This window comes from Streptomyces sp. NPDC126497, assembly GCF_040302425.1.
Classification (GTDB): Bacteria; Actinomycetota; Actinomycetes; order Streptomycetales; family Streptomycetaceae; genus Streptomyces.
Genome location: NZ_JBEORT010000014.1, coordinates 15741 through 35967, shown reverse-complemented (window position 1 = coordinate 35967; position 20227 = coordinate 15741). Strand labels below are relative to the sequence as shown.

At 72.6% G+C, this 20227-nt stretch carries 20 protein-coding genes and 1 pseudogene; 15 read left to right on the top strand and 6 right to left on the bottom strand.

Annotated features, from left to right (window positions below; all coding sequences use genetic code 11):
- Position 1 precedes the first annotated feature (1 nt).
- The 3 genes from ABTY20_RS09910 to ABTY20_RS09900 all read left to right on the top strand — a co-directional run bounded on the left by ABTY20_RS09910 (position 2) and on the right by ABTY20_RS09900 (position 1480).
- Positions 2-430, top strand: coding sequence for a TadE/TadG family type IV pilus assembly protein (locus ABTY20_RS09910; protein ID WP_351996468.1), 429 nt, complete (start codon positions 2-4; stop codon positions 428-430).
- Positions 427-891, top strand: coding sequence for a TadE/TadG family type IV pilus assembly protein (locus ABTY20_RS09905; RefSeq protein ID WP_351996467.1), 465 nt, complete (start codon positions 427-429; stop codon positions 889-891). The genes ABTY20_RS09910 and ABTY20_RS09905 overlap by 4 nt, the downstream gene beginning before the upstream one ends.
- 361 nt (positions 892-1252) lie before the next feature.
- Complete coding sequence (locus ABTY20_RS09900) at positions 1253-1480, top strand: hypothetical protein (RefSeq protein WP_351996466.1); 228 nt, start codon at positions 1253-1255, stop codon at positions 1478-1480.
- Between the two features lie 43 nt (positions 1481-1523).
- On the opposite strand, the gene ABTY20_RS09895 is transcribed toward ABTY20_RS09900, so the two are convergent.
- The 3 genes and pseudogenes from ABTY20_RS09895 to ABTY20_RS09885 all read right to left on the bottom strand — a co-directional run.
- Positions 1524-1850, bottom strand: coding sequence for a hypothetical protein (locus tag ABTY20_RS09895; protein WP_351996465.1), 327 nt, complete (start codon positions 1848-1850; stop codon positions 1524-1526).
- A complete protein-coding gene (locus ABTY20_RS09890; RefSeq protein WP_351996464.1) occupies positions 1847-2044 on the bottom strand; it encodes a DUF397 domain-containing protein in 198 nt (65 codons plus the stop codon). Before ABTY20_RS09890 ends, ABTY20_RS09895 begins: the two co-directional genes overlap by 4 nt.
- 8 nt (positions 2045-2052) lie before the next feature.
- Positions 2053-2631: pseudogene (locus tag ABTY20_RS09885) on the bottom strand (DUF5753 domain-containing protein); the annotation flags it as partial.
- Between the two features lie 23 nt (positions 2632-2654).
- Between ABTY20_RS09885 and ABTY20_RS09880 the strand changes: the two are divergent.
- The 5 genes from ABTY20_RS09880 to ABTY20_RS09860 all read left to right on the top strand — a co-directional run bounded on the left by ABTY20_RS09880 (position 2655) and on the right by ABTY20_RS09860 (position 9100).
- Complete coding sequence (locus ABTY20_RS09880; protein ID WP_351996463.1) at positions 2655-3401, top strand: RpnC/YadD family protein; 747 nt, start codon at positions 2655-2657, stop codon at positions 3399-3401.
- Positions 3402-3529: 128 nt separating this feature from the next.
- Entirely contained in the window at positions 3530-6493 is a 2964-nt protein-coding gene (locus ABTY20_RS09875) for a BTAD domain-containing putative transcriptional regulator (RefSeq protein ID WP_351996462.1), read from the top strand.
- Positions 6490-7224 (top strand): prepilin peptidase, encoded by a 735-nt coding sequence (locus tag ABTY20_RS09870; RefSeq protein ID WP_351996461.1) that lies wholly within the window; start codon positions 6490-6492, stop codon positions 7222-7224. Before ABTY20_RS09875 ends, ABTY20_RS09870 begins: the two co-directional genes overlap by 4 nt.
- Positions 7225-7293: 69 nt before the next feature.
- Positions 7294-8493: a cyclic dehypoxanthinyl futalosine synthase gene (mqnC, locus tag ABTY20_RS09865; RefSeq protein WP_351996460.1), complete on the top strand. Its 1200-nt coding sequence runs from the start codon at positions 7294-7296 to the stop codon at positions 8491-8493.
- 7 nt (positions 8494-8500) lie between these two features.
- Entirely contained in the window at positions 8501-9100 is a 600-nt protein-coding gene (locus ABTY20_RS09860; RefSeq protein WP_351996459.1) for an imidazolonepropionase-like domain-containing protein, read from the top strand.
- A gap of 54 nt (positions 9101-9154) precedes the next feature.
- Here the strand turns inward: ABTY20_RS09860 and ABTY20_RS09855 are convergent, their stop codons facing one another.
- Positions 9155-10180 (bottom strand): chitinase, encoded by a 1026-nt coding sequence (locus tag ABTY20_RS09855; RefSeq protein ID WP_351996458.1) that lies wholly within the window; start codon positions 10178-10180, stop codon positions 9155-9157.
- 187 nt (positions 10181-10367) lie between these two features.
- On the opposite strand from ABTY20_RS09855, the gene ABTY20_RS09850 reads away from it, so the two are divergent.
- From ABTY20_RS09850 to ABTY20_RS09835, 4 genes are read left to right on the top strand one after another with little or no spacing between them, the layout of a single operon-like run.
- Positions 10368-10736 carry a hypothetical protein gene (locus tag ABTY20_RS09850; protein WP_351996457.1) on the top strand — a complete coding sequence of 123 codons (369 nt, stop codon included), beginning with the start codon at positions 10368-10370 and terminating at the stop codon, positions 10734-10736.
- The gene (locus ABTY20_RS09845) at positions 10733-12985 is read left to right on the top strand and encodes a bifunctional polysaccharide deacetylase/glycosyltransferase family 2 protein (RefSeq protein WP_351996456.1); all 2253 of its coding nucleotides are present in this window, start codon (positions 10733-10735) and stop codon (positions 12983-12985) included. Before ABTY20_RS09850 ends, ABTY20_RS09845 begins: the two co-directional genes overlap by 4 nt.
- 59 nt (positions 12986-13044) lie before the next feature.
- Positions 13045-13188, top strand: a complete 144-nt coding sequence (locus ABTY20_RS09840) for a hypothetical protein (protein ID WP_351996455.1) — start codon at positions 13045-13047, stop codon at positions 13186-13188.
- Positions 13185-13880, top strand: a complete 696-nt coding sequence (locus tag ABTY20_RS09835; protein WP_351996454.1) for a demethylmenaquinone methyltransferase — start codon at positions 13185-13187, stop codon at positions 13878-13880. Before ABTY20_RS09840 ends, ABTY20_RS09835 begins: the two co-directional genes overlap by 4 nt.
- Positions 13881-14253: 373 nt before the next feature.
- On the opposite strand, the gene ABTY20_RS09825 is transcribed toward ABTY20_RS09835, so the two are convergent.
- On the bottom strand, positions 14254-14760 hold the full coding sequence (locus tag ABTY20_RS09825; RefSeq protein WP_351996453.1) for a GNAT family N-acetyltransferase: 507 nt from the start codon (positions 14758-14760) through the stop codon (positions 14254-14256).
- Between the two features lie 98 nt (positions 14761-14858).
- Here ABTY20_RS09825 and ABTY20_RS09820 point away from each other — a divergent pair, with 98 nt between their 5' ends.
- Together ABTY20_RS09820 and ABTY20_RS09815 are read left to right on the top strand one after the other, a co-directional pair.
- Entirely contained in the window at positions 14859-16142 is a 1284-nt protein-coding gene (locus ABTY20_RS09820; protein WP_351996452.1) for a geranylgeranyl reductase family protein, read from the top strand.
- Between the two features lie 124 nt (positions 16143-16266).
- Complete coding sequence (locus tag ABTY20_RS09815; protein WP_351996451.1) at positions 16267-17961, top strand: hypothetical protein; 1695 nt, start codon at positions 16267-16269, stop codon at positions 17959-17961.
- A gap of 278 nt (positions 17962-18239) precedes the next feature.
- On the opposite strand, the gene ABTY20_RS09810 is transcribed toward ABTY20_RS09815, so the two are convergent.
- Complete coding sequence (locus tag ABTY20_RS09810) at positions 18240-19085, bottom strand: C40 family peptidase (RefSeq protein ID WP_351996450.1); 846 nt, start codon at positions 19083-19085, stop codon at positions 18240-18242.
- A 770-nt stretch (positions 19086-19855) separates the two neighbouring features.
- On the opposite strand from ABTY20_RS09810, the gene ABTY20_RS09805 reads away from it, so the two are divergent.
- A complete protein-coding gene (locus ABTY20_RS09805) occupies positions 19856-20215 on the top strand; it encodes an NADH-quinone oxidoreductase subunit A (protein WP_003974383.1) in 360 nt (119 codons plus the stop codon).
- The last annotated feature ends 12 nt before the right edge of the window (positions 20216-20227 follow it).

The following is a 20227-nucleotide window of genomic DNA, read 5'->3' as shown; positions in this document are numbered from 1 at the left end:
GATGGGGTTCCCCCTGGGGGACGGACGGCCGGGGACGGATGACGACCGGGGTCTGTCCACCGTCGAGGTGGTCATCCTCGCGCCGGTGATGATCCTGTTCATCCTCGTCCTGGTGGCGTTCGGGCAACTGGTCGACGGGCGTGGCGCGCTGGACGGTGCTGCGCGTGACGCGGCCCGTGCGGGCTCGATCCAGAAGGACCACGGCACGGCGATGGCCCAGGCGCGGGCGGCGGCGGAGGCGAACCTCGCGGACGTCTGCGCCGGTCCGGTGTCCGTCGTGCAGACCAGCCAGGGCTTCGAGCCGGACACCATCTTCACGGTCGAGGTGAGCTGCGAGGTGCGGGGCCTCGCCATGCTGGGCCTGGACATCCCGACGACCCTGACCGCGAGCTTCAGCTCGCCGCTGGACCCGTACCGGAGGACGGCGTGAGAGCGGCACGTACGAGGACATGGCTGTCCGACCGTCGTACGCGGCTGGACGACCGTGGCTCGGGCGCCGGCGCGGTCATCATCTTCGCGCTCGTCTTCCTCTCCCTGGCGGCGTTCGTCATCGACGGCGGCATGTCCGTCTCCAAGCGGGAGCGCGCGGCGGACATCGCGGAGCAGGCGGCCCGTTACGCCGCCCAGGACATCGACCGCGAGGCGCTGTACGACGACGTGGGCGGTCCCGCGCCGATCAACTACGAGAATTGCGACGCCCGGGTGAAGGCGTTCGCCCGCGAGATGGACATGTCCGGGGCGGACATCGCGGGAACGCGCTGCGTGGCGGCGACGGCGGAGGCGGTGGAGGTCGAGGTGCGGCTGACGTACGCGCCGGTCTTCACGGGCATGTTCTACGGCGGGGACGTGGTGGTGCGCGGGCGGGCGGTCGCGGAGAACGAGGTCGGCTGAGGCCGCGGCCGGCACCGTCGCCGAACCTTCCACGGACCTGCACACCGTTCACCGCGGGGCCGCACGGAAAAGGGACGGAGCGCGCGGATCGGTCCGGGTGCGAGGAGCGCGCCACCGGATGCCCTCCGTAACCGGTGGGTAGCGTGAAGGTGCGGTCCTTTTCCATGACCGCATTTTCATCTTCATGGATTCGACGGCGCGGTCGGGGTGTGCGTCGGTCGTGCGCCACTGGTCGGCCGTTCTGCACCGTGCTTGGATCAGTGAGCGGCTCCCCGATCCCCTTGCTCCGGATTCCCCCCACTCCGGATTTCGGGCGTGCCTTTCCGCTCCCATTCGTCGAAACAGAAGGGAAAGACCTGTTATGAACTTCGTCCCCCAGGTCGAGACCGCCGAGATCTCCGACGCGGACCTGGACGACGTGTCCGGTGGACAGTCCGTCTCCGCCGGCATCGACGCCGGTGCGGCCGTCGTCCTGGACCACGGCTCCGTCGGCGTGGGCGTGTACGCCGAGGCGGGCCCCCTCGGCGTCTCCGCCGGTCTCGGCGCCTCGGTGGCCCACGAGGGCGCCGTGCGCACCACGATGCTCTGAGCACCGTCCCGGGTCCCGGTCCGTCCGCGGGCCGGGGCCCGGCTCATTTCTTCTCGCGCTTGTCCTCGACCTTCATCTTCTCGTTGACCTGCTTGGTGAGTTCGTCCTCGAGCTTCTTGAACTCGCGGACCACGGCGTCGGACATGCTCGCGAGCGCGTCGAGCTGCTGGGTGATGTCCTCGCGGCCGTCCTCCCAGTTGGACTCGAAGTCGGAGAGCGCGTCGTTGACGCTGCCGTCACCGATGTCGTCCCGGTAGGACTCGAAGAGCTTCTTGGTGTGGTTCATCCGCGTCTTGAGGGACCGCAGGCGGCGCCCGTAGTCCTCCATCTCGGTCAGCGGAAGCGCGAGGTCGCTTTTCCCTTTGCTCATACCGGCGCACCGCCTGACCTGAGGGCTTCGACGAACGCGTGGAAAGCGGGGGCAGGGAAGGAGAGAGGGCCGCGGGTGGGGTGTCTGGAGTCGCGTATGGCGACTCGGGTGCGCAGCGGTGCGATCTCCACGCAGGTATTGCCGTCACCGCCGCCGGAGAACGAGGACTTCCGCCGGCGCAGGGGCTCAGTCATGGCTCGCCTCACAGTTCCTTCGTCAAGTGGTGGATGAAGTCGAGCGAAGCCGCGGGGTCCAGCGACGCCTTCTCCACTTTACGGAACAGTGTTCGGAGTTGGTTCAGTTGAGGTTCTGCGTCGATGAAGGCGGTTCCGGTGGGGAAGTCCCGGAGCACGGTGTCCAGTCGGGGCACGGGGCCGCATGCGTGCATCATCGAGGCGTCTGCACCGGCGAATCCGTCCTGGTTGGTGGGGGTGACGCGTACGGTCGCGTGACCGTCCTCGATCTGCGTCAGGATCCGGCGGAGTTGTGCCCGGGTCACCTGACGGCCGGCCACGCGGACCCGGAGAGCGAACTCGTGGACGACCGTCTCGTACGGTGTCGGGTGGTCACCCCCGATCACGGCGCGCCGCCGCATCCGGTGTTCCACGCGAGGCGCCAGTTCGCTCTCGGGTAGGCCCGGCATCATGCAGGTGTACGCCGCGCGGGCGTAGTCGGCGGTCCGAAGCAGTCCGGGAACGCGCGTGACCACGATCTCGCGCAGGGCCGTGGCATGGTGCTCGACCTCGGCGGTGTCCAGGAACACCGGGGGCAGCACTCCCCGTCTTCCAGAAGGACCCCGCGCTGTTGACGCGGGCGTTGCAGCGTGTACCGAACATTCACTTCCCCGAGCCGCGGGACTTCGCGGTGCTGAACGCGGACCTGACCGAGATCGAGCCGGTCGAGCGACGCGTGGACACGCTGATGCGCGTGGAGACGGACGAGGGGGCGTACCTCCTGGTCGTCGAGGCGCAGGGGAAAGTGGACGAAGCCAAGCGGGGCAGCTGGGCGTACTACCTGTCGTACGTGTATGCGAAGTACCGTTGCGAGCCGGTTCTCATCGTGATCACTCAGAGCTGGGCCACGGCGCGGTGGGCGGCTCGGCCGATCAGGCTCGGACTGCCCGGCTGGCACTCGCTGACCGTTCGGCCACTCGTGCTGGGGCCGGAGAACGTGCCGGTGATCACGGACGAACAGCAGGCGGCGCGGGATGTACCGCTTGCCGTGCTCTCGGCCATGACGCATGGCCGGGGGAAACGGGCTGCCGCCATACTGGAACCGCCGGCTACCGCCTTGCGGACCATGGACGCCGAGAGCGCGGCGGTTTTCGTCGCGTTCGTCGACTCGTGCCTGATCGACGACCAGGCCAAGGAAATCTGGAGGGACCTGATGGCGGCGATCCACTACTTCTTCCGGCACCCGGTGGCGGAGCAGGTGCGTGAGGAGGGCCGGGAAGAGGGGCGGGTCCAGGCCTGCGCCGACCTCGATCAGCTCGAGCCCTGGGCCCGGCGGGCCGTTCACGCCACCCGGGCCGAGGACCTGTCCAGCGGTTGATCGGCCGGTCTGCCGGTGCCGTCGGGGAAGTCGCGACGGGAGGAGGCCTTCGACTGCGGCCGTTCGAGTCAATAAGATCCCCGTAGGCTCAGCAGACCCTCCTCCCAGACGACTTCAGGACACCCGCCATGCCGCGACGCCGCAGTCCCAGCCCGTCCAGTTCGACGGCTCCGAGGAACAGGACGCCGCAGCCGGTGCGGGTGCGGCGGCGGTCGTTCGGGGACTTCGTCAAGGCGTTCCTCGCCTTCGTGGCGTTGGCCGTGCTGCTCGTCGGGGTGCCGTTCGCGCTGGCCGTCACCGCCGGCTGGCCGTTCCCGAAGACGTTCGAGCCGATGGACTGGCTCAAGCAGGACGTCTCCGTCGACACCTTCCTCGCCATCCTGACCTTCGTGGTCTGGCTCGCCTGGGCGCAGTTCACCGCGTGCGTGCTCGTCGAGATGAAGGCCGCGCTGTCCGGGGTCGGGGTGCCGGGGCGGGTGCCCGGGGCCGGACCCAGTCAGCTGCTCGCCCGTCAGCTCGTCGCCGCGCTGCTGCTCGTCGGCGCGACCGCCGCCGGTTTCGCCCCGGGGATCAGCCAGCTCGGGCAGAGCCTCGAGGGCAACCAGCGGCCCGCCGTGGCCGCCGCCCAGCAGACCCCCGGCTTCTTCGCCCAGCAGCAGGAGCAGGCGGCCGGCACCGCCGCCGCGCTCGCCGAGCAGGCCTCGCACGCCGAAGCGGCGGCGGGCAGCAGCGCCCGGCAGCAGGGCGACACGAAGTTCTACCGGATCCAGCCGCCCGAGGGACGTCACCACGACTCCCTCTGGGAGATCGCCGAGCGGCACCTCGGCGACGGACGCCGGTACAAGGAGATCTTCGAGCTCAACAAGGACCGCACCCAGCCCGACGGTTCCAAGCTGTCCGAGGCCAGTCTGATCCGGCCCGGCTGGATCATGGAGATGCCCGGCGACGCGCGCGGCGGCGACCTCGTCGAGATGCCGGACGAGGCTCCCGAGGTCTCGCCCGAGGTGCAGCAGCAGATCCGCGACTACGACAGGACCGGGGACCACGCACAGGGCGGCGGCAGCGGCAGCGGCGGCGGTGCCGCCCTCGCCTCCGTGCCCGAGCAGCGGCCGGCCCCCGCGCCCGCCCCCGCGAACGACGACGCCGGGCACCAGCAGGAGCGGCAGCACGCCGCCCCCGCCCGGGAGTCCTCCTCCTTCGGCCTCCCCGAAGCCCTCCTCGCCGCGCCCCTCCTCGCCGCCGGTCTCCTCGGCGCGCTCGGGCACCGGCGCCGGCAGGCGCTGTGGCAGTCGGCGTTCGGCGGCGTCGGCGGGCGGCGCGGGATGGAGCCGCCCACCCCGACCGGGGACGCCCAGGACGTGCAGGACGCGCTGCTGGTCGGCGCCGACCCCGAGGGCGTACGGCTGCTCGACCGGTCGCTGCGCGGGCTCGCCGCCTCCCTCGCCGCCGAGTCCCGCCCGCTGCCCACCGTCTACGCGGCCTGGCTCAGCAACGGCGACCTGCACCTCCAGCTGGCCCAGCCGTCCGGGAAGCCGCCGGCGCCCTGGCGGCTCGGGCAGGACCAGACGTTCTGGATGCTCGCCAAGGACGACGCCGAGCGCTACGAGGACGCCGACACCGCCGCCCCCTACCCCGGCCTCGTCAGCCTCGGCACCATGGACGACTCGCGGCTGCTGCTCAACCTGGAGTCCGTCCCCGGCATCGTCTCGCTGAGCGGCGCCGAGGCCGACCGGGCCGCCGTGTTCGCCTCCGTCGCCGCCGAGCTGGCCACCAACGGCTGGTCGGACCGGATGACCATCACCCTCGTCGGGTTCGGCGAGGACCTGACCCCGCTCGCGCCCAGCCGCCTGCGCCACCTCGACGGCATCGAGGCGCTGATCGAGACCATGGAGGCCGAGACGCGGCAGCGGCGCGGCGCGCTCGGCGCCGCCGGACACGACTCCGTGCTCACCGGGCGCACCGGGCCCGCCCGGCACACCCGCTGGGCCCCGCACCTGGTGCTGCTCGCCGCCGAGCCGTCCGCCGAGGAGGCCGTCACGCTCGCCGAACTCGCCGCCGACGCCGGCCGCCTCGGCATCGGCTACCTGGTCGGCACCGGCAGCGGGGAGCTGCCGGGCGCCGCCTGGGAGATGGAGATCACCGGAGAGGGCAAGCTGCTCGCCCCCCTCCTCGGCCTCGAACTCGACGCCCAGCTCCTGCCCGCCGACCAACAGCGCGCGGTCGTCCGGCTGTTCACCGACGCCGACCCCGAGCACGGTCCCGGGAACGGACCCGACGGGCCCGGCACCACCCCGCCGTTCCTCGTCGACATCAGCGAGCAGGGGCGGCCCGCCGTCTACGCGCGGCTGGTCGGACCGTACGAGATCATCGGCCTGGACACCCCGGACGGCGAGCGCAGCGCCCTGCTCCACGAGGCGCTGGCGCTGCTGCTCCTGCACCGCGAGGGCGTGCACCCGCGCGTGCTGTCGTCCGCGCTGTGGCCGCGCGGCGTCACCGACGACGTGCGCGAGGCGCTCGTCGAGCGGCTGCGCGCCTGGCTCGGCACCGACCCCGACGGCACCCCCCGCCTCGGCACCGACGACACCGGACGGCTCACCCTCGCCAAGTCCGTCGTCTCCGACCTGGACGTGCTGCGGTCGCTGTACCACGAGGCCACCCAGGGCAAGGGCGTCGACAACCGGGCCGTGCGCGGGCGGCTGCTCACCGACGCGCTGGTGCTGGTGCGCGGGCCGCTGCTCGCCGACCGGCCCGAGGGCCGCTACCGCTGGCTCACCCACGAGATCGTCGACGCCCAGCTCCCGCTGCTCGTCGCGGACACCGGACTCGCGCTCTGCGCGTTCCACCTGGAGAAGAACCGCGCGGAGAAGGCCATCGAGGCGCTGAACGCCGCGCTGCGCACCGCCCCGGCCGACGAGCGGCTGTGGAACGAACTGCTGCGCGCCACCCACGCCCTCGACGACCCCGAACGGCTCACCGCCCTCGCCGCCGACCTCGTCGGCCGCGCAGGCGCCCGCGGGCTGCCGCCGCGCACCGAGGCGCTGCTCGACGAACTGCTGCCGGCCTGGCGCGACGCGGTCGCGGCGGCGGGATGACCGACCACCTGGACGTCGCGCTGGTCGCCGCCGCCGCGCTGTGGGGCGCGGCGGCCGGCGCGGTGCTGCCCCGCGCGGCCTACCGCTTCTCCGTCCCGCCGGGGGAGGAGTGGCGGACGGCCTGCCCGGCGGGGCACCCGGTCGGCGGCTGGCTCGGACCGGCCCGGTGCGGGCCGTGCGCGGGAGTGCCGTACGGACCCGGCGCCGCTCCCGCCGTCGTCGCCGCCCTCGTCTGCGCCGCCCTCGCCGCCGCCACCGGGGCCCGGCCCGAGCTGGGCGTCTGGCTGCTGCTCGCGCCCGTCGGGGTGCTGCTGGCGGTGGTCGACTTCCGGGTGCAGCGGCTGCCCGACCCGCTCACCCTCCCCTTCGCCGGGGCCGCCCTCGTCCTGCTCGGCCTCGCCGCCCTCGCCCCCGAGCACGCGGGGGAGTGGACCACCGCCCTGCTGGGCGCGCTCGCGCTGGGCGCCGGCTACTTCGTGCTGTTCCTCGTCAATCCGGCCGGCATGGGCTTCGGCGACGTGAAGCTCGCGCTCGGCGCGGGCGCCGTCCTCGGCTGGTACGGCTGGCCGACCGTGATGCTCGGCACCCTCGCCGGGTTCGTGTTCGGGGCGCTCTACGGGGGCGCCCTCGTCGTCGCCCGGAAGGCGGGGCGCAAGACGGCGATCCCGTTCGGGCCCTTCCTGATCAGCGGTGCCTTCGCGGGGCTGCTGATCGGGGCGTACGCGGCCTGACGTCGGCCGCGCGAAGCCGCTGGCGTACGCTGGATCGGTCCGTCCACACCTTTCGCGAAAGGGACACCGGTGACCGAGAAGGCCGACCTTCAGCCCCTCCTCGACCGTGCCGCCGCCGGTGGGCGGATCACCCCCGAAGAGGCACTCGACCTCTACCGCGACGCCCCGCTGCACGCGCTGGGCGCCGCCGCCGACGCCGTGCGCAGGCGGCGGTACGCCGGTACGGAGCACATCGCGACGTACATCATCGAGCGGAACATCAACTACACGAACGTGTGCGTCACGGCGTGCAGGTTCTGCGCCTTCTACGCGGCCCCCAAGGACACCGCCAAGGGCTGGACCCGCGACCTCGACGACATCCTGCGGCGCTGCGCCGAGACCGTCGAGCTCGGCGGCACGCAGATCATGTTCCAGGGCGGTCACCACCCGGACTACGGCGTCGAGTACTACGAGAAGCACTTCGCGGCCATCAAGAAGGAGTTCCCGCAGCTCGTCATCCACAGCCTGGGGGCGAGCGAGGTCGAGCACATGGCGCGGATCAGCAAGGTGGGCGTCGAGGAGGCGATCACCCGCATCCACGCCGCCGGGCTCGACTCCTTCGCCGGCGCCGGCGCCGAACTGCTGCCGGAGCGCCCCCGCAAGGCCATCGCGCCGCTCAAGGAGTCCGGCGAGCGGTGGCTGGAGATCATGGAGATCGCGCACAACCTGGGCGTGGAGTCCACCTCCACCATGCTGATGGGCACCGGCGAGACCAACGCCGAACGGATCGAGCACCTGCGGATGATCCGTGACGTGCAGGACCGCACGGGCGGCTTCCGCGCCTTCATCCCGTACACCTACCAGCCCGAGAACAACCACCTGAAGGGCCGCACCCAGGCCACCCTCTTCGAGTACCTGCGGATGATCGCCATCGCCCGCCTCTTCCTCGACAACGTGGCCCACATCCAGGGCTCCTGGCTGACCACCGGCAAGGAGGTCGGCCAGCTCTCCCTGCACTACGGCGCGGACGACCTCGGCTCCATCATGCTGGAGGAGAACGTGGTCTCCTCCGCCGGCGCCAGGCACCGCTCCAACCGGCTGGAGATCATCGACCTGATCCGCAAGGCGGGGCGGGTCCCGGCCCAGCGCTCCACGACGTACGAGCACCTGGTGGTGCACGACGACCCGGCGAACGACCCCGTCGACGACCGCGTGGTCTCCCACATCTCCTCCGTCGCCATCGAGGGCGGCACGGCCCACCCGGAGCTGAAGCTCCTGTCCGCCAACTGACGTCCCCGTGCTGACCCTCCACACCGCCGACGCCTCGCCCGAGGCCGCCGTCCTGGTCGACGGCGCGCACCTCGCCGCCGTCGGCCCGTACGAGGACCTGGCCGCCGCCCACCCGGACGCCCGGCTGCGGCGGTGGCCCGGCATCCTGACGCCCGGTCTGCTCAACCCCTACGGTCCGGAACTGCTGGAGCAGGCGTACCACCCCGATCCGCGCGAGGCGGACCGGCTCGGCACCGAGCCGGTGTTCGGGGAGCGGGCGCGGGCACTCCTGGCCGCCGGACCGTCCGCGCGGGGCGCCAGCGCACGCCGCGGAGTACAGCGCATGCTGGCGCACGGAACGGTCGCGGTCGCCGGTGAGCTGCGCGGCCGCGAGGCCCTGGACGCGGTGCGCAGGGCCGGGCTCGCCCTGGCGGGGCGTCCGGCCGCACTGCCCGGGCCCGCGGCGCTCTCCCCGGTTCCCCTCGTGCTGCTGCCGGGCCTCGGCGCCGGGAAACCCGCACGGTTCGCGGTGTTCGACGTGCCCGACCGGGACGCCCTCGTGCGGGAGGGCGCGTCCACGTGCGTGGCCACCGTCGTGGGCGGCCGCCTGGTGTACCGGCGGCGCTGACCCCGTACCGGCGCCGGCCCCGTACCGGCGTCGGCCCCGGGGCGGCGCGGGCCCTCACCCCGCGAACGCCTCCCCGAACGCCCCGTCCTCCTGCTCCACCCCGCTGCAGTCCGTCAACGGGTCGTCCGCGGAGGCGTCCTCGTCGCACCGCCGGTCCCGGAAGGCCGACCACACCGACACCCACGCGACGCCCTTCTCCTCCGCGAACGCGCGCACCTCGGCCGCGTCCTCGAGCGTGAAGGTCTCCCCCTCCACGTCGTTGACGCCGAGCATCGAGGTGAGCGCCATGCCCCGCCAGGCGGCGGCCTCGGACAGCCCGAAGACGTCCTGGAGCTGGGCGTTCGCGGCCCCGGCGGCGGTGAGGGCGTAGTCGCCCATGTCGCCGTCGTAGGACTCGCCGTAGTTCATCGTCATGAGGTTGACGGTGGCGACCCGGACGCCGTGGTCGTTCGCGGACGCCAGCAGGGCCAGGCCGTCCCCGTCGAGCCCGGACGGCATGACCGGGAGGGTGAAGGAGACCTCCAGGCCGGAGCGTTCCCCCTGGAGCAGGGCGATCGCCTCCGAACGCAGGTCCACGGAGGCGGAGTCGGCGAGTTCGTCGCCCTCGACGTCGAAGTCGGCGCGGGTGGCGCCGGCCGCGTCCAGCGCCGCGCCGTAGGCCTCGGCCAGCTCGGCCGCGGTGGCGCAGGTGGCCGCCAGTTCGTCGCCGGAGGCGCCGCCGAAGGAGACCCGGACGTCGGCGCCGGACCCGGTGAGTCCCGCGATCCGGGACGTCACGGTCGCGTCGTCGATGTCCTGGACGCCGTTCCAGTACGGGGTGCAGCCGCTGCCGGAGGAGATCACGAACGCCAGGTTGTACGTCGTGGGGGAGCCCGCCGCGTCGGTGTCGGAGGCCGTGGAGGAACTGACGTAGGGCGCGTACGCGGTGACCGGCGCCGACGACGAGGAGGCCGAGGGGGCGGGGTCCGCCGGGGCCGCGTCCGGCGCGGTGCCCCCGGCGGAGCAGCCCGCGGTGGCCGCGACCAGGGCCAGGGCCGGGAGGAGGGCGAGCCCGGCGACGGACTTCAGTGGACCGCGCATCGCGCTCGTTCCGTTCGTGAGGGGGCGGGTGGACGGCCACCGTGGCACACGGGTCTGTGCGTTCCCTGAGGATGTGCGTCCGGCTCCCGGACGATTCCCAGGGGACGGCGAGGTTCGCGGCCCTTCCACGGGAGACCCACAGGAAACGCCGGGTTCCTCCCGAACAAAGGCCCTTACCGTCCGGGCCATGCATTCCGATCCTGCCATCGAGAGCCGCGCCGCCGGGCGCGGCCGTCGCCGCAAACGCCCCGACGGGCCCGGCGGAGGACCCGTCTTCGTCGACTCCTCCGGACGCCGGGCCAAGGTGCTGCGCCGGATCGGTCTCCTCCTGGGAGCCGTCTGCGCCGGGTACGCGATCGTGCTGGGCATGGCCTTCATGGGCATCGGCACCTCGGCCACGCCGTCCTCGCTGCTGCCGTTCGGCGTCGGGCGGGGACAGGCCGGTCCCGGCGGCACGGGCCCGGGGGACGGGGCGGCCCCGACCGGCGCACCACCGTCCCCGCCGGCCGGTGCGCCGAGCGCCACCGCCGTCCCCGCCCCCTCGGCGGCGTCATGACCGCCGCGCCCCCCGCGCGCGGCCGGCGCCGCGCCCCCACCCGTATCGAGCGCGCCGCCGGCCGGGCCGCCGCGCTGCACCGGCCGCGGGTCCTCCTCGCGCTGCTCCTCCTGCTCGCCCTGACCTGCGCGATGCTCCTCGACGGCTATCTGCGCGCCGAGGTCGGCGACGACCAGCGGGTCCGCACCGGGGCCTCGTCCTCCGAGGTGCCCGACGAGGTCCTCGAGGGCGGCCCGATCCTCGGTTTCCCCGGCGGGCAGGCCGAGACCACCTCCGTCCCGGACAGGACGATCGTGCTCACCTTCGACGACGGACCGGATCCCACCTGGACGCCGAAGGTCATGGAGGTCCTGGAGGAGTACGACGTGCCCGGCACGTTCTTCGTGGTCGGCTCGATGGTGTCGCGCCACCCCGGCATCGTGGAGGACCTGGTCGACCGGGGCCACGAGATCGGCGTCCACACCTTCACGCACGTCGACCTGTCGTACCAGAGCGCCTCCCGCGTCACCCGCGAGATGGAGCAGACCCAGCTCGCGCTCGCGGGCGCGGCCGGGATCACCACCACGCTGTTCCGGGCCCCGTACTCCTCCGGGCCGGACGCCGTCGACAACTACAGCTGGCAGGTCTACCAGCAGCTCGGCGAGGAGGGGTACACCAGCGTCTTCATCGACACCGACAGCGAGGACTGGAAGGAACCGGGCGTCGCGAAGATCGTCGAAGGGGCCACCCCGGAGGACGGGGAGGGCGCCTCGGTGCTCTTCCACGACTCCGGCGGCGACCGCACGCAGACCGTCGAGGCGCTGGCGGAGTACATCGAGGAGATGCGGGCGCAGGGCTACACCTTCACCACCGTCAGCGGGGCCATGGCCGAGCAGCGGCAGTCCGCCGGCGGGTCCGGAGCGGGCGGTCCCGGTGCCGCCGCCGGCGCTCCGGCCGGCACCGGCGATCAGCTCCAGGCCTCCCACCGCCCCGCCACCGGCACGACCCTCTACGAGGGCAAGGCGCTCCTCGCGGCCGTCGCCGTCGCCGAGTGGACGGTGCCCGCGCTCTCGGCCGGCCTGGCGATCGTGGGCGCGGCCGTCCTGGGACGGTTCGGGCTGATGCTCGTCCTCGCCCGGCGCCACCACCGGCAGCGCAACGGACGCCGCTTCGGCTGGGGGCCGCCCGTGACCCGGCCGGTCAGCGTGATCGTCCCGGCGTACAACGAGAAGGAGTGCATCGAGAACACCCTGCGGTCGCTGGCCGGGAGCACCCATCCGATCGAGATCGTCGTCGTCGACGACGGCTCCACGGACGGCACGGCGGAGCTCGCCGAAGGGCTCGGCCTGCCGGGCGTCCGGGTGATCCGGCAGGAGAACGCGGGCAAGCCGGCCGCCCTGAACCACGGCATCCGCAGCGCCCGGCACGACATCGTCGTGATGGTGGACGGCGACACCGTCTTCGAACCGGACACCGTGGGCCGCCTGGTGCAGGCCTTCGCCGACCCGTCGGTGGGCGCCGTCGCGGGCAACGCCAAGGTCGGCAACCGCTCCACGCTCATCGGCGCCTGGCAGCACATCGAGTACGTGATGGGCTTCAACCTGGACCGGCGCATGTACGACCTGCTGCGCTGCATGCCGACCATCCCCGGCGCGATCGGCGCGTTCCGCCGCGAGGCGGTCCTCCAGGCCGGCGGGATGAGCGAGGACACCCTCGCCGAGGACACCGACATCACCATCGCGCTGCACCGCGCGGGATGGCGGGTCGTCTACGAGGAGCACGCGCGTGCGTGGACCGAGGCCCCCCGGTCGCTGCGGCAACTGTGGTCGCAGCGCTACCGCTGGTCGTACGGCACCATGCAGGCGCTGTGGAAGCACCGCAGGTCCCTGACCGACAAGGGGCCCTCGGGACGGTTCGGGCGGGTCGGCATGCCGCTGGTGGTGCTCTTCCAGATCGTCACGCCGGTGTGCGCGCCGCTCATCGACGTGTTCACCGTGTACTCGATGCTCTTCGTCGACTTCGGGGCGGCCCTGCTGGCCTGGCTCGCCGTCCTGGGCGTGCAGCTGGTGTGCGCCGCGTACGCCTTCCGGCTCGACCGGGAGAAGTACCGGTACCTGCTGATGATGCCGCTGCAGCAGTTCGCGTACCGGCAGATGATGTACCTCGTCCTCATCCACTCCTGCGTCACCGCCCTGACCGGCGGCCGGCTGCGCTGGCAGAAGCTGAAGCGGACGGGCGAGGTCGGGATGCCGGCGGGGACGGGCCGCTGACGGGGACGCACCGCGCGGGGCCGCCGGGCCGTGACGGGTGCTCCGGCCTCCTGCGCGCGGTGGCCCTGGTCCGGGTGGTGGCGTACCGCACCCGGGTCCTGACCGGCGGCTTCGTGCTCGCGTGCGGCTGGGGCGAGGACGTGGCCGCGCGCCGGAAGCCGACGCTCCTGCCGGGCGGGCGGGCTGCAAGAATGGGCGCGTGACCCGCGCATCCCTGGACAAGCAGCCGCACGAAGTCGCCTCGATGTTCGACGACGTCGCGGAACGATACGACCTGACGAACGACGTGCTCTCCCTCGGCCAGGACCGGCGGTGGCGCAAGGAGGTCGCGAAGGCCGTCGACGCCCGGCCCGCGCAGAAGGTCCTGGACCTGGCGGCCGGCACGGGCACCTCGTCGATGCCCTTCGCCCGCGCCGGCGCCTACGTCGTGCCCTGCGACTTCTCCCAGGGCATGCTCCGGGTCGGCAAGCGGAACAACGCCTGGCTGCCGTACACGGCCGGCGACGCGACCCGGCTGCCCTTCAAGGACGACGTGTTCGACGCCGTCACCATCTCCTTCGGGCTGCGCAACGTGCAGGACACGGACGCGGCCCTGCGCGAGATGCACCGGGTGACCCGGCCCGGCGGGCGGATCGTCATCTGCGAGTTCTCCCACCCGACGTGGGCGCCGTTCCGCACCGTCTACACCGAGTACCTGATGCGGGCGCTGCCGCCGGTCGCCCGGTCGGTGTCGTCCAACCCGGACGCGTACGTCTACCTCGCCGAGTCCATCCGCGACTGGCCCGACCAGCCCGCGCTGGCCCGGCGACTGCAGGGCGCCGGCTGGTCGAAGGTGGCGTGGCGCGACCTCACGGGCGGCGTGGTGGCGCTGCACCGGGGCTTCAAGGAGAGCTGAGCACCACGGCGCGGGGCGGGGCGGGCTCTTCCCGTTCCCGCCGGGGCCCGCCCGCGGGCGGCGCCTGTCCGCGCGGCTCGCGCGCCCCTCCGCCGCCCTCGCCGAGGTCGAACCACACGTGGACCACGGAAGTCCCGCGCCACCTCCGTGCCGGGCCGCGGATGCCGGCGTACGACGTGGTCGACGACGGACAGGTCCCGCGCCCGGGCCGGCTCGCGGGCGTCCACGGCCATCGGTCCGGCCGGGCGCGGCACGCGCACGGACGGTCGTCCCCCGGCGGTACCGGCGGAGCGGAGCCGGCGCCGGGCCACCGGAAGCACCGGGTGGCGTTCCGTGACGATCGACCACCCGCAGTGGCGTCCGGTCGTCGTGGTCAGAGGCTCAGCCGGTAGCAGTGGGCCTCCCGTGCGGAGGACGGGATCGTGAACGTCTCGGCGAGGCGCATCCCGAGCCGCCGGGTGACCGCTATGGAACGGGAGTTGCGGGCGTCCACCATCGCCACCACGCCCTTCAGGCCCGCCGCCGTCACCCGCTCCAGGGTCTGCCGGGCCGCCGCGGTGACGTACCCCTTGCCCCAGTGCTCCCGCGCGAGCCGCCAGCCGATCTCGATCTCGCCCGTCGGTCCCCAGTCGCGCTCCCACGGCTGGGCGCCGGTGAAGCCGATGACCCGCCCGGATTCGTCGAGCACGCTCCACAGGCAGAAGCCGCGCTCGGCGTCGTGCCGGCGCTGGCGGGCGGTGAGCTCCTCGTAGACCGACAGCTCCGCGGCCCTGCCGCCGTGGAACTCCATGACGTCGGGGTCGTCGAAGATCCGGTGCCAGGTGACGGCGTCCTCGTCGGTGGGGACCCGCAGCCGTACGGCGGGGAGAGCTCGGTTCACGGGGGCAGCCCTTCAGCCGGGTGATCACGTCCGCTGAATAGACTGCCCCTGTCCAGTGCCGGTCGGCACGCAGATTTCGAACTTGGGGAGATCCCGCCGTGACCGAGCCCCTCTCCGACAACACCGCCGATGTGATCGTCGTGGGCGCGGGGCCAGCCGGCTCCACCACCGCCTACCACCTGGCCCGGTCCGGACTCGACGTGCTCCTGCTGGAGAAGACCGAGTTCCCGCGGGAGAAGGTCTGCGGCGACGGCCTCACCCCGCGCGCCGTGAAGCAGCTGGTGGCGATGGGCATCGACATCTCCGAGGAGGCCGGCTGGCTGCGCAACAAGGGCCTGCGCATCATCGGCGGCGGAGTCCGCCTCCAGCTGGACTGGCCGGATCTCGCCTCCTTCCCCGACTACGGACTGGTCCGCAAGCGCGACGACTTCGACGAGCAGCTCGCCCGGCAGGCCCAGAAGGCGGGCGCCCGGCTGTACGAGCGCTGCAACGTGAGCGGGCCGGTCGTCGACGACCGCACCGGGCGCATCACCGGTGTGAAGGCCAGGCTCGGCGAGGACAAGCGGGAGGTCACCTTCCACGCCCCGCTGGTGGTGGCCGCCGACGGCAACTCCACCCGGCTCTCCCTGGCGATGGGCCTGCACCGCCGCGAGGACCGCCCGATGGGCGTCGCGGTCCGCACCTACTTCACCTCGCCCCGCCACGACGACGACTACCTGGAGTCCTGGCTGGAGCTGTGGGACCGCCGCGGCCCGCAGGACCGGCTGCTGCCCGGCTACGGCTGGATCTTCGGCATGGGCGACGGGACGAGCAACGTCGGCCTCGGCGTGCTCAACACCTCCGACTCCTTCAAGGAGCTGGACTGGCGCGAGGTCCTCAAGGCCTGGTGCGCGTCCATGCCGGAGGACTGGGGCTACACCCCGGACAACATGACCGGCCCGATCCGCGGCGCCGCGCTCCCCATGGCCTTCAACCGCCAGCCGCACTACACGCGCGGCCTGCTGCTGGTCGGCGACGCGGGCGGTCTGGTGAACCCCTTCAACGGCGAGGGCATCGCCTACGCCATGGAGTCCGGACAGATCGCCGCCGACGTGATCGTCCAGGCCCACGCCCGGGCCACCCCGGCCCAGCGGGAGATCGCGCTCCAGCGCTACCCGCGCGTGCTGAAGGACACCTACGGCGGCTACTACACGCTCGGCCGGGCCTTCGTGAAGCTCATCGGCAACCCGAAGGTCATGCAGATCGCCGCCCAGCGCGGACTGACCCACCCGATGCTGATGAGGTTCACCCTGAAGCTGCTCGCCAACCTGACCGACCCGACGGGCGGCGACGCGATGGACCGCATCATCAACGGCCTGAGCAAGGTGGCGCCGAAGGCGTGACCGGTCCGGCCGGACGCCGATCGTGATCATCGTGTGACGCATCCGTGGACAACTGTTCCCCCGCGGCCGGTGTCGTACGGGACGTAGCCACTCAGGCACGTCCCGTACGACGAAAGAGCCTTCCATGACACAGCTGGCAAACCGGCGGTTAGGGCCGCTCAGGGCCCTGGGGCTGGTGGCCGCCGCGAGTCTGGTCGCGACCGGTGCCGCGGGCGCCGCCCAGGCGGCCGACGCGCCCCTCCCCGTGGCCGTCACCGGCGAGGACCGGGTCGACCTGTCGCTGCGCTCCGACAACGGCGACCCCTCGGAGCCGCAGGTCGACCTGCGACTGGACGTCCCGGGGGAGGAGTTCGAGGGCGACGGCGTCATCCCGCCCGTGTTCACCGGCGACTACACGATCCGCATCGACGCCACCGCACTGGCGGGCGTCGCCTCGGTGAAGCTCCCCTGCGAGGCCGACGGCCTCGTCGCCGTCTGCACGGGCAGCGAGCTGTACGCCGGCCGGCAGTACAACCGGGTCGGCGGCATCCGCCTCGACGTCGACGACGACAGCGAGGCCGGGGACTTCGGCAGCATCGAGGTCACCGGCGAGGGCGAGGGGCTGGAGTTCGCGCCGCTGAGCATCGACGTGCTCGTGGGCGGCCCCGAGTTCCTGAACCGGGAGCTTCCCCCGCCCGGAGAGCTGCGGGCGGGCGGCACCTACCGGGCCCCCGTGGGCCTGCTCAACGCCGGCACCATGCCCGCCGAGGGCGCGGTGCTGCGCTTCCACGGCTCCCGCGGGGTGTCGTTCCCCGACTCGTTCGGCAACTGCGCCTACTCCGAGGTGACCACCGGCCCGCTGCTGCGCCAGGGCACCGACGTCCTCTGCACCTTCCCGGACACCATCGAGGCCGGTACGGCGTACGCGCCGGCCGAGCCGCTGAAGGTGCGCACCGCGGACTTCGCGCTGCACGACGTCTTCACCTACTCCTTCACGGCCGTCTCCCCCGACGAGGCGGCCGGCCTGCGCGAGGCGAAGGACTACCGGCAGGGCACCGGAGCGGACCTGGAGCTGGAGGAGGTCCCCGGCGCCGACCCCGCGGACTACTCCCGGTACGCGGAACTGGACCTGCCCACGACGAACACCTACGACCTGGAGCTGACCGGCGCCGCGCTGGACGCCGGGGCCGGCGACACCGTCACGGCGGAGATCGGCTTCCGCAACAACGGGCCGGCCTGGATCGGCGCCCTGCGGTCCGGCGGTGAGCCCTTCTCCTTCACGGTGCAGGTCCCCGAGGGGGCGACCGTCACCAAGGCCGCGGAGGAGTGCCGGGAGATCACCCTCGCCGAGGGGGAGAAGGGCTACCGCTGCTGGGTGAGCACCCCGCTGCTGGAGGACGCCGAGCTCGCCTACCCGTTCGAGCTGCGCGTCGACCGGGTCGTCGAGAACGCCAGGGGCAAGGTGGCGCTGCCGGAGTGGGACAACCCCTTCGACTCCGACCACGGGAACGACTCCGCCTGGATCGTCCTCAACGGCCCGGACGAGCAGACGGACGGCGGAACGGGCGGGAACGGCGGCGGCACGCCGTCCGCCTCCCCCTCGGCCTCCCCCTCGGCCTCCCCCTCGCCCGGTCCCGGGCAGGACGGCGGCTCCGGTTCCTCCGGCTCCGGCACGTCCGGCGGCACCGGGGGCGGCGACCTCCGGGGCGGTCTGGCGTCCACCGGCGCGGGCGGGGTGACGCTGATCGGCGGGGCCGCGGTGCTGGCGCTGGGCCTCGGCGCGGGCGTGACCGTGCTGCTGCGCCGCCGGGCACGGCAGGCGGGCGGGACCGCCGCCTGAGCGCGTGAGGGAGCGCCCGCACGGCGCGAAGCCGTGGGCGGCGCCGTGGACGGCCGGGGTCCGGGTGACGGACCCCGGCCGTCGGCGTCCGCGCCGGGGCGCCGTGAGGGGCCGTCACGGGGCCGTACGGCGCTCCGCCGGCGCGCACCGGCGCCGTGAACCCGCCCGAGCCGTGGGACGATTCGGGCAATCGGGCGATCCCGGTCCGGGTGCGGGGACGCCGGAGGGCCGCTGCCCCCGAGCGGCAGCGGCCCTCCGGCCCCTGAGCGGGGCGCGGCTCAGAGCACGCGCACGGCACCCGACGCGGGGTAGCCGGAAAGGTCCTGGATGACGACGCCCTTGGAGGGGTTGGCGGCGTCCAGGTACTGACCGCCGCCGATGTAGACGCCCACGTGGTACGCGGAGCCCTTGCCGCCCCAGTAGAGGATGTCGCCGACCTGGAGGTTGGACAGCGAGACGTCGGTTCCGGCCATCGACTGGTCCTGCGAGACGCGCGGCAGGTCGACGCCGACCTGCTTGAACGCGGCCTGCACCAGGCTGGAGCAGTCCCAGGCGTTGGGGCCCGAGGCGCCCATGACGTAGGCGTCGCCGACCTGCGCCTTGAGGAAGGCGATGACCGTCGCGACACTGCCGCTGGCCGGCGCGGAGACGGTCGTGGCGGTCGTGGCGGTGGTGGCGGTGGCGGTGAGGTCGGCGCGCTCGGCGCTGCGGGCGGCGCGCTCGGCGGCGGCCTTGCGGGCCTCCTCGGCGGCCTTCTTCTTCGCCTCGGCCTTCTTCTTGGCCACGGCGAGGTCCGCCTTGGCCTCCTTGGCGGCCTGCTCCGCGGCCGCGTCACGCTCGGCCTGCAGCTGGTAGTTCGCGGCGGCCTGCTGGGTGGCGTCCGCGGACTGGGCGACCTGGGCGGCCAGGTCGGCCGTCAGGGTGGGCAGCTCGAGGGTCTGCGTCACCGGCTCGGCGGCGTTCGCCGAACCCGACGCCCCGGCCACTGCCAGGGTGCTGAGGACGCCACCGGCAACTCCGGCCCGCATCGCCATCGTGGTCTGGGCGGTGCGGCGGGGCTTCCGGTGGCTGCGTATGTGAGCGGTGTGGGACATGGGAACAACCGGTACCAGGCGCTGCTTCATATCTTCAAGAAACGTGTGCTGCGCCACAGTTGTTCAATCGAGGCTCCGAATCCCGGGCGTGTCGCTTTTTATCGACGCCCTAACGGACATTGCGGGCGCCCGTGATCGGCCCGTGATCACGTACTTTCATCGTTACGTCCGAATTGCCCCGCGCTTACCACTGGTTGGGCTGATTGGCCAATCCCTCTTCTCGGGGACCTCTCATGAATGTGGCGGAGGTCACGGAACGATTACCCGCGCCCGTGCGTCGGGGCGCCGATCGCGTCCCGGCCGGCCGCCGGGACCGAGGGAAGGGGCGGCGGCCGGCCCGACGGCCGGATCGCGCCGCCGGGACTTCGTGAACGCGTGCACACGTCCACATCCCGCCCTCCGGTCCCCCTGAGGTGTGAACGCTCCTTTATCAAGAGATCTGCCCCCGTACCAATTTGCATGCGCGGGAAGCATCTTGATATGGAGGCGACCCTCGTGAGCTGCGCCGACGAGGGAAAATGTCACCTTTGGTGATCGCGTGGATGCTTGGCGTGTGAAGATCACCGCTCATCCGACTTCATGATCGTTCGTCAGGTGGTGGAGATCACAAAGGTTGTGCAATACCCCGTGTCGCAGATCACAGACCCGCAGGCATAAGATGCGGAGCGGTTGGGCTTGTGACCTGCTTCACATGTTCTCGATCTTCGCCGGGGCGGGCGTGGTTCGTGGGGCGGTTGAGGCCGGTCGAGCCCCCTGCACAACCGCCAGCAGTCAGTGCCGACTGAGAGGAGCGAGGAGCGGTGAACGCGTATGCGCCCATCCTCGTACTGGGAGCCCTCGGGGCAGGCTTTGCGATCTTCTCCGTGGTCATGGCCACGCTGATCGGTCCGAAGCGGTACAACCGCGCCAAGCTCGAGGCGTACGAGTGCGGTATCGAGCCGACCCCCACGCCGGCCGGCGGCGGGCGCTTCCCCATCAAGTACTACCTGACGGCGATGCTCTTCATCATTTTCGATATCGAGATCGTCTTCCTCTACCCCTGGGCCGTCACCTTCGACGCCCTGGGGATCTTCGGGCTCGTGGAGATGCTGCTCTTCGTGCTCACCGTCTTCGTCGCGTACGCGTACGTGTGGCGGCGCGGCGGCCTGGAATGGGACTGAGGGACCTTTAGT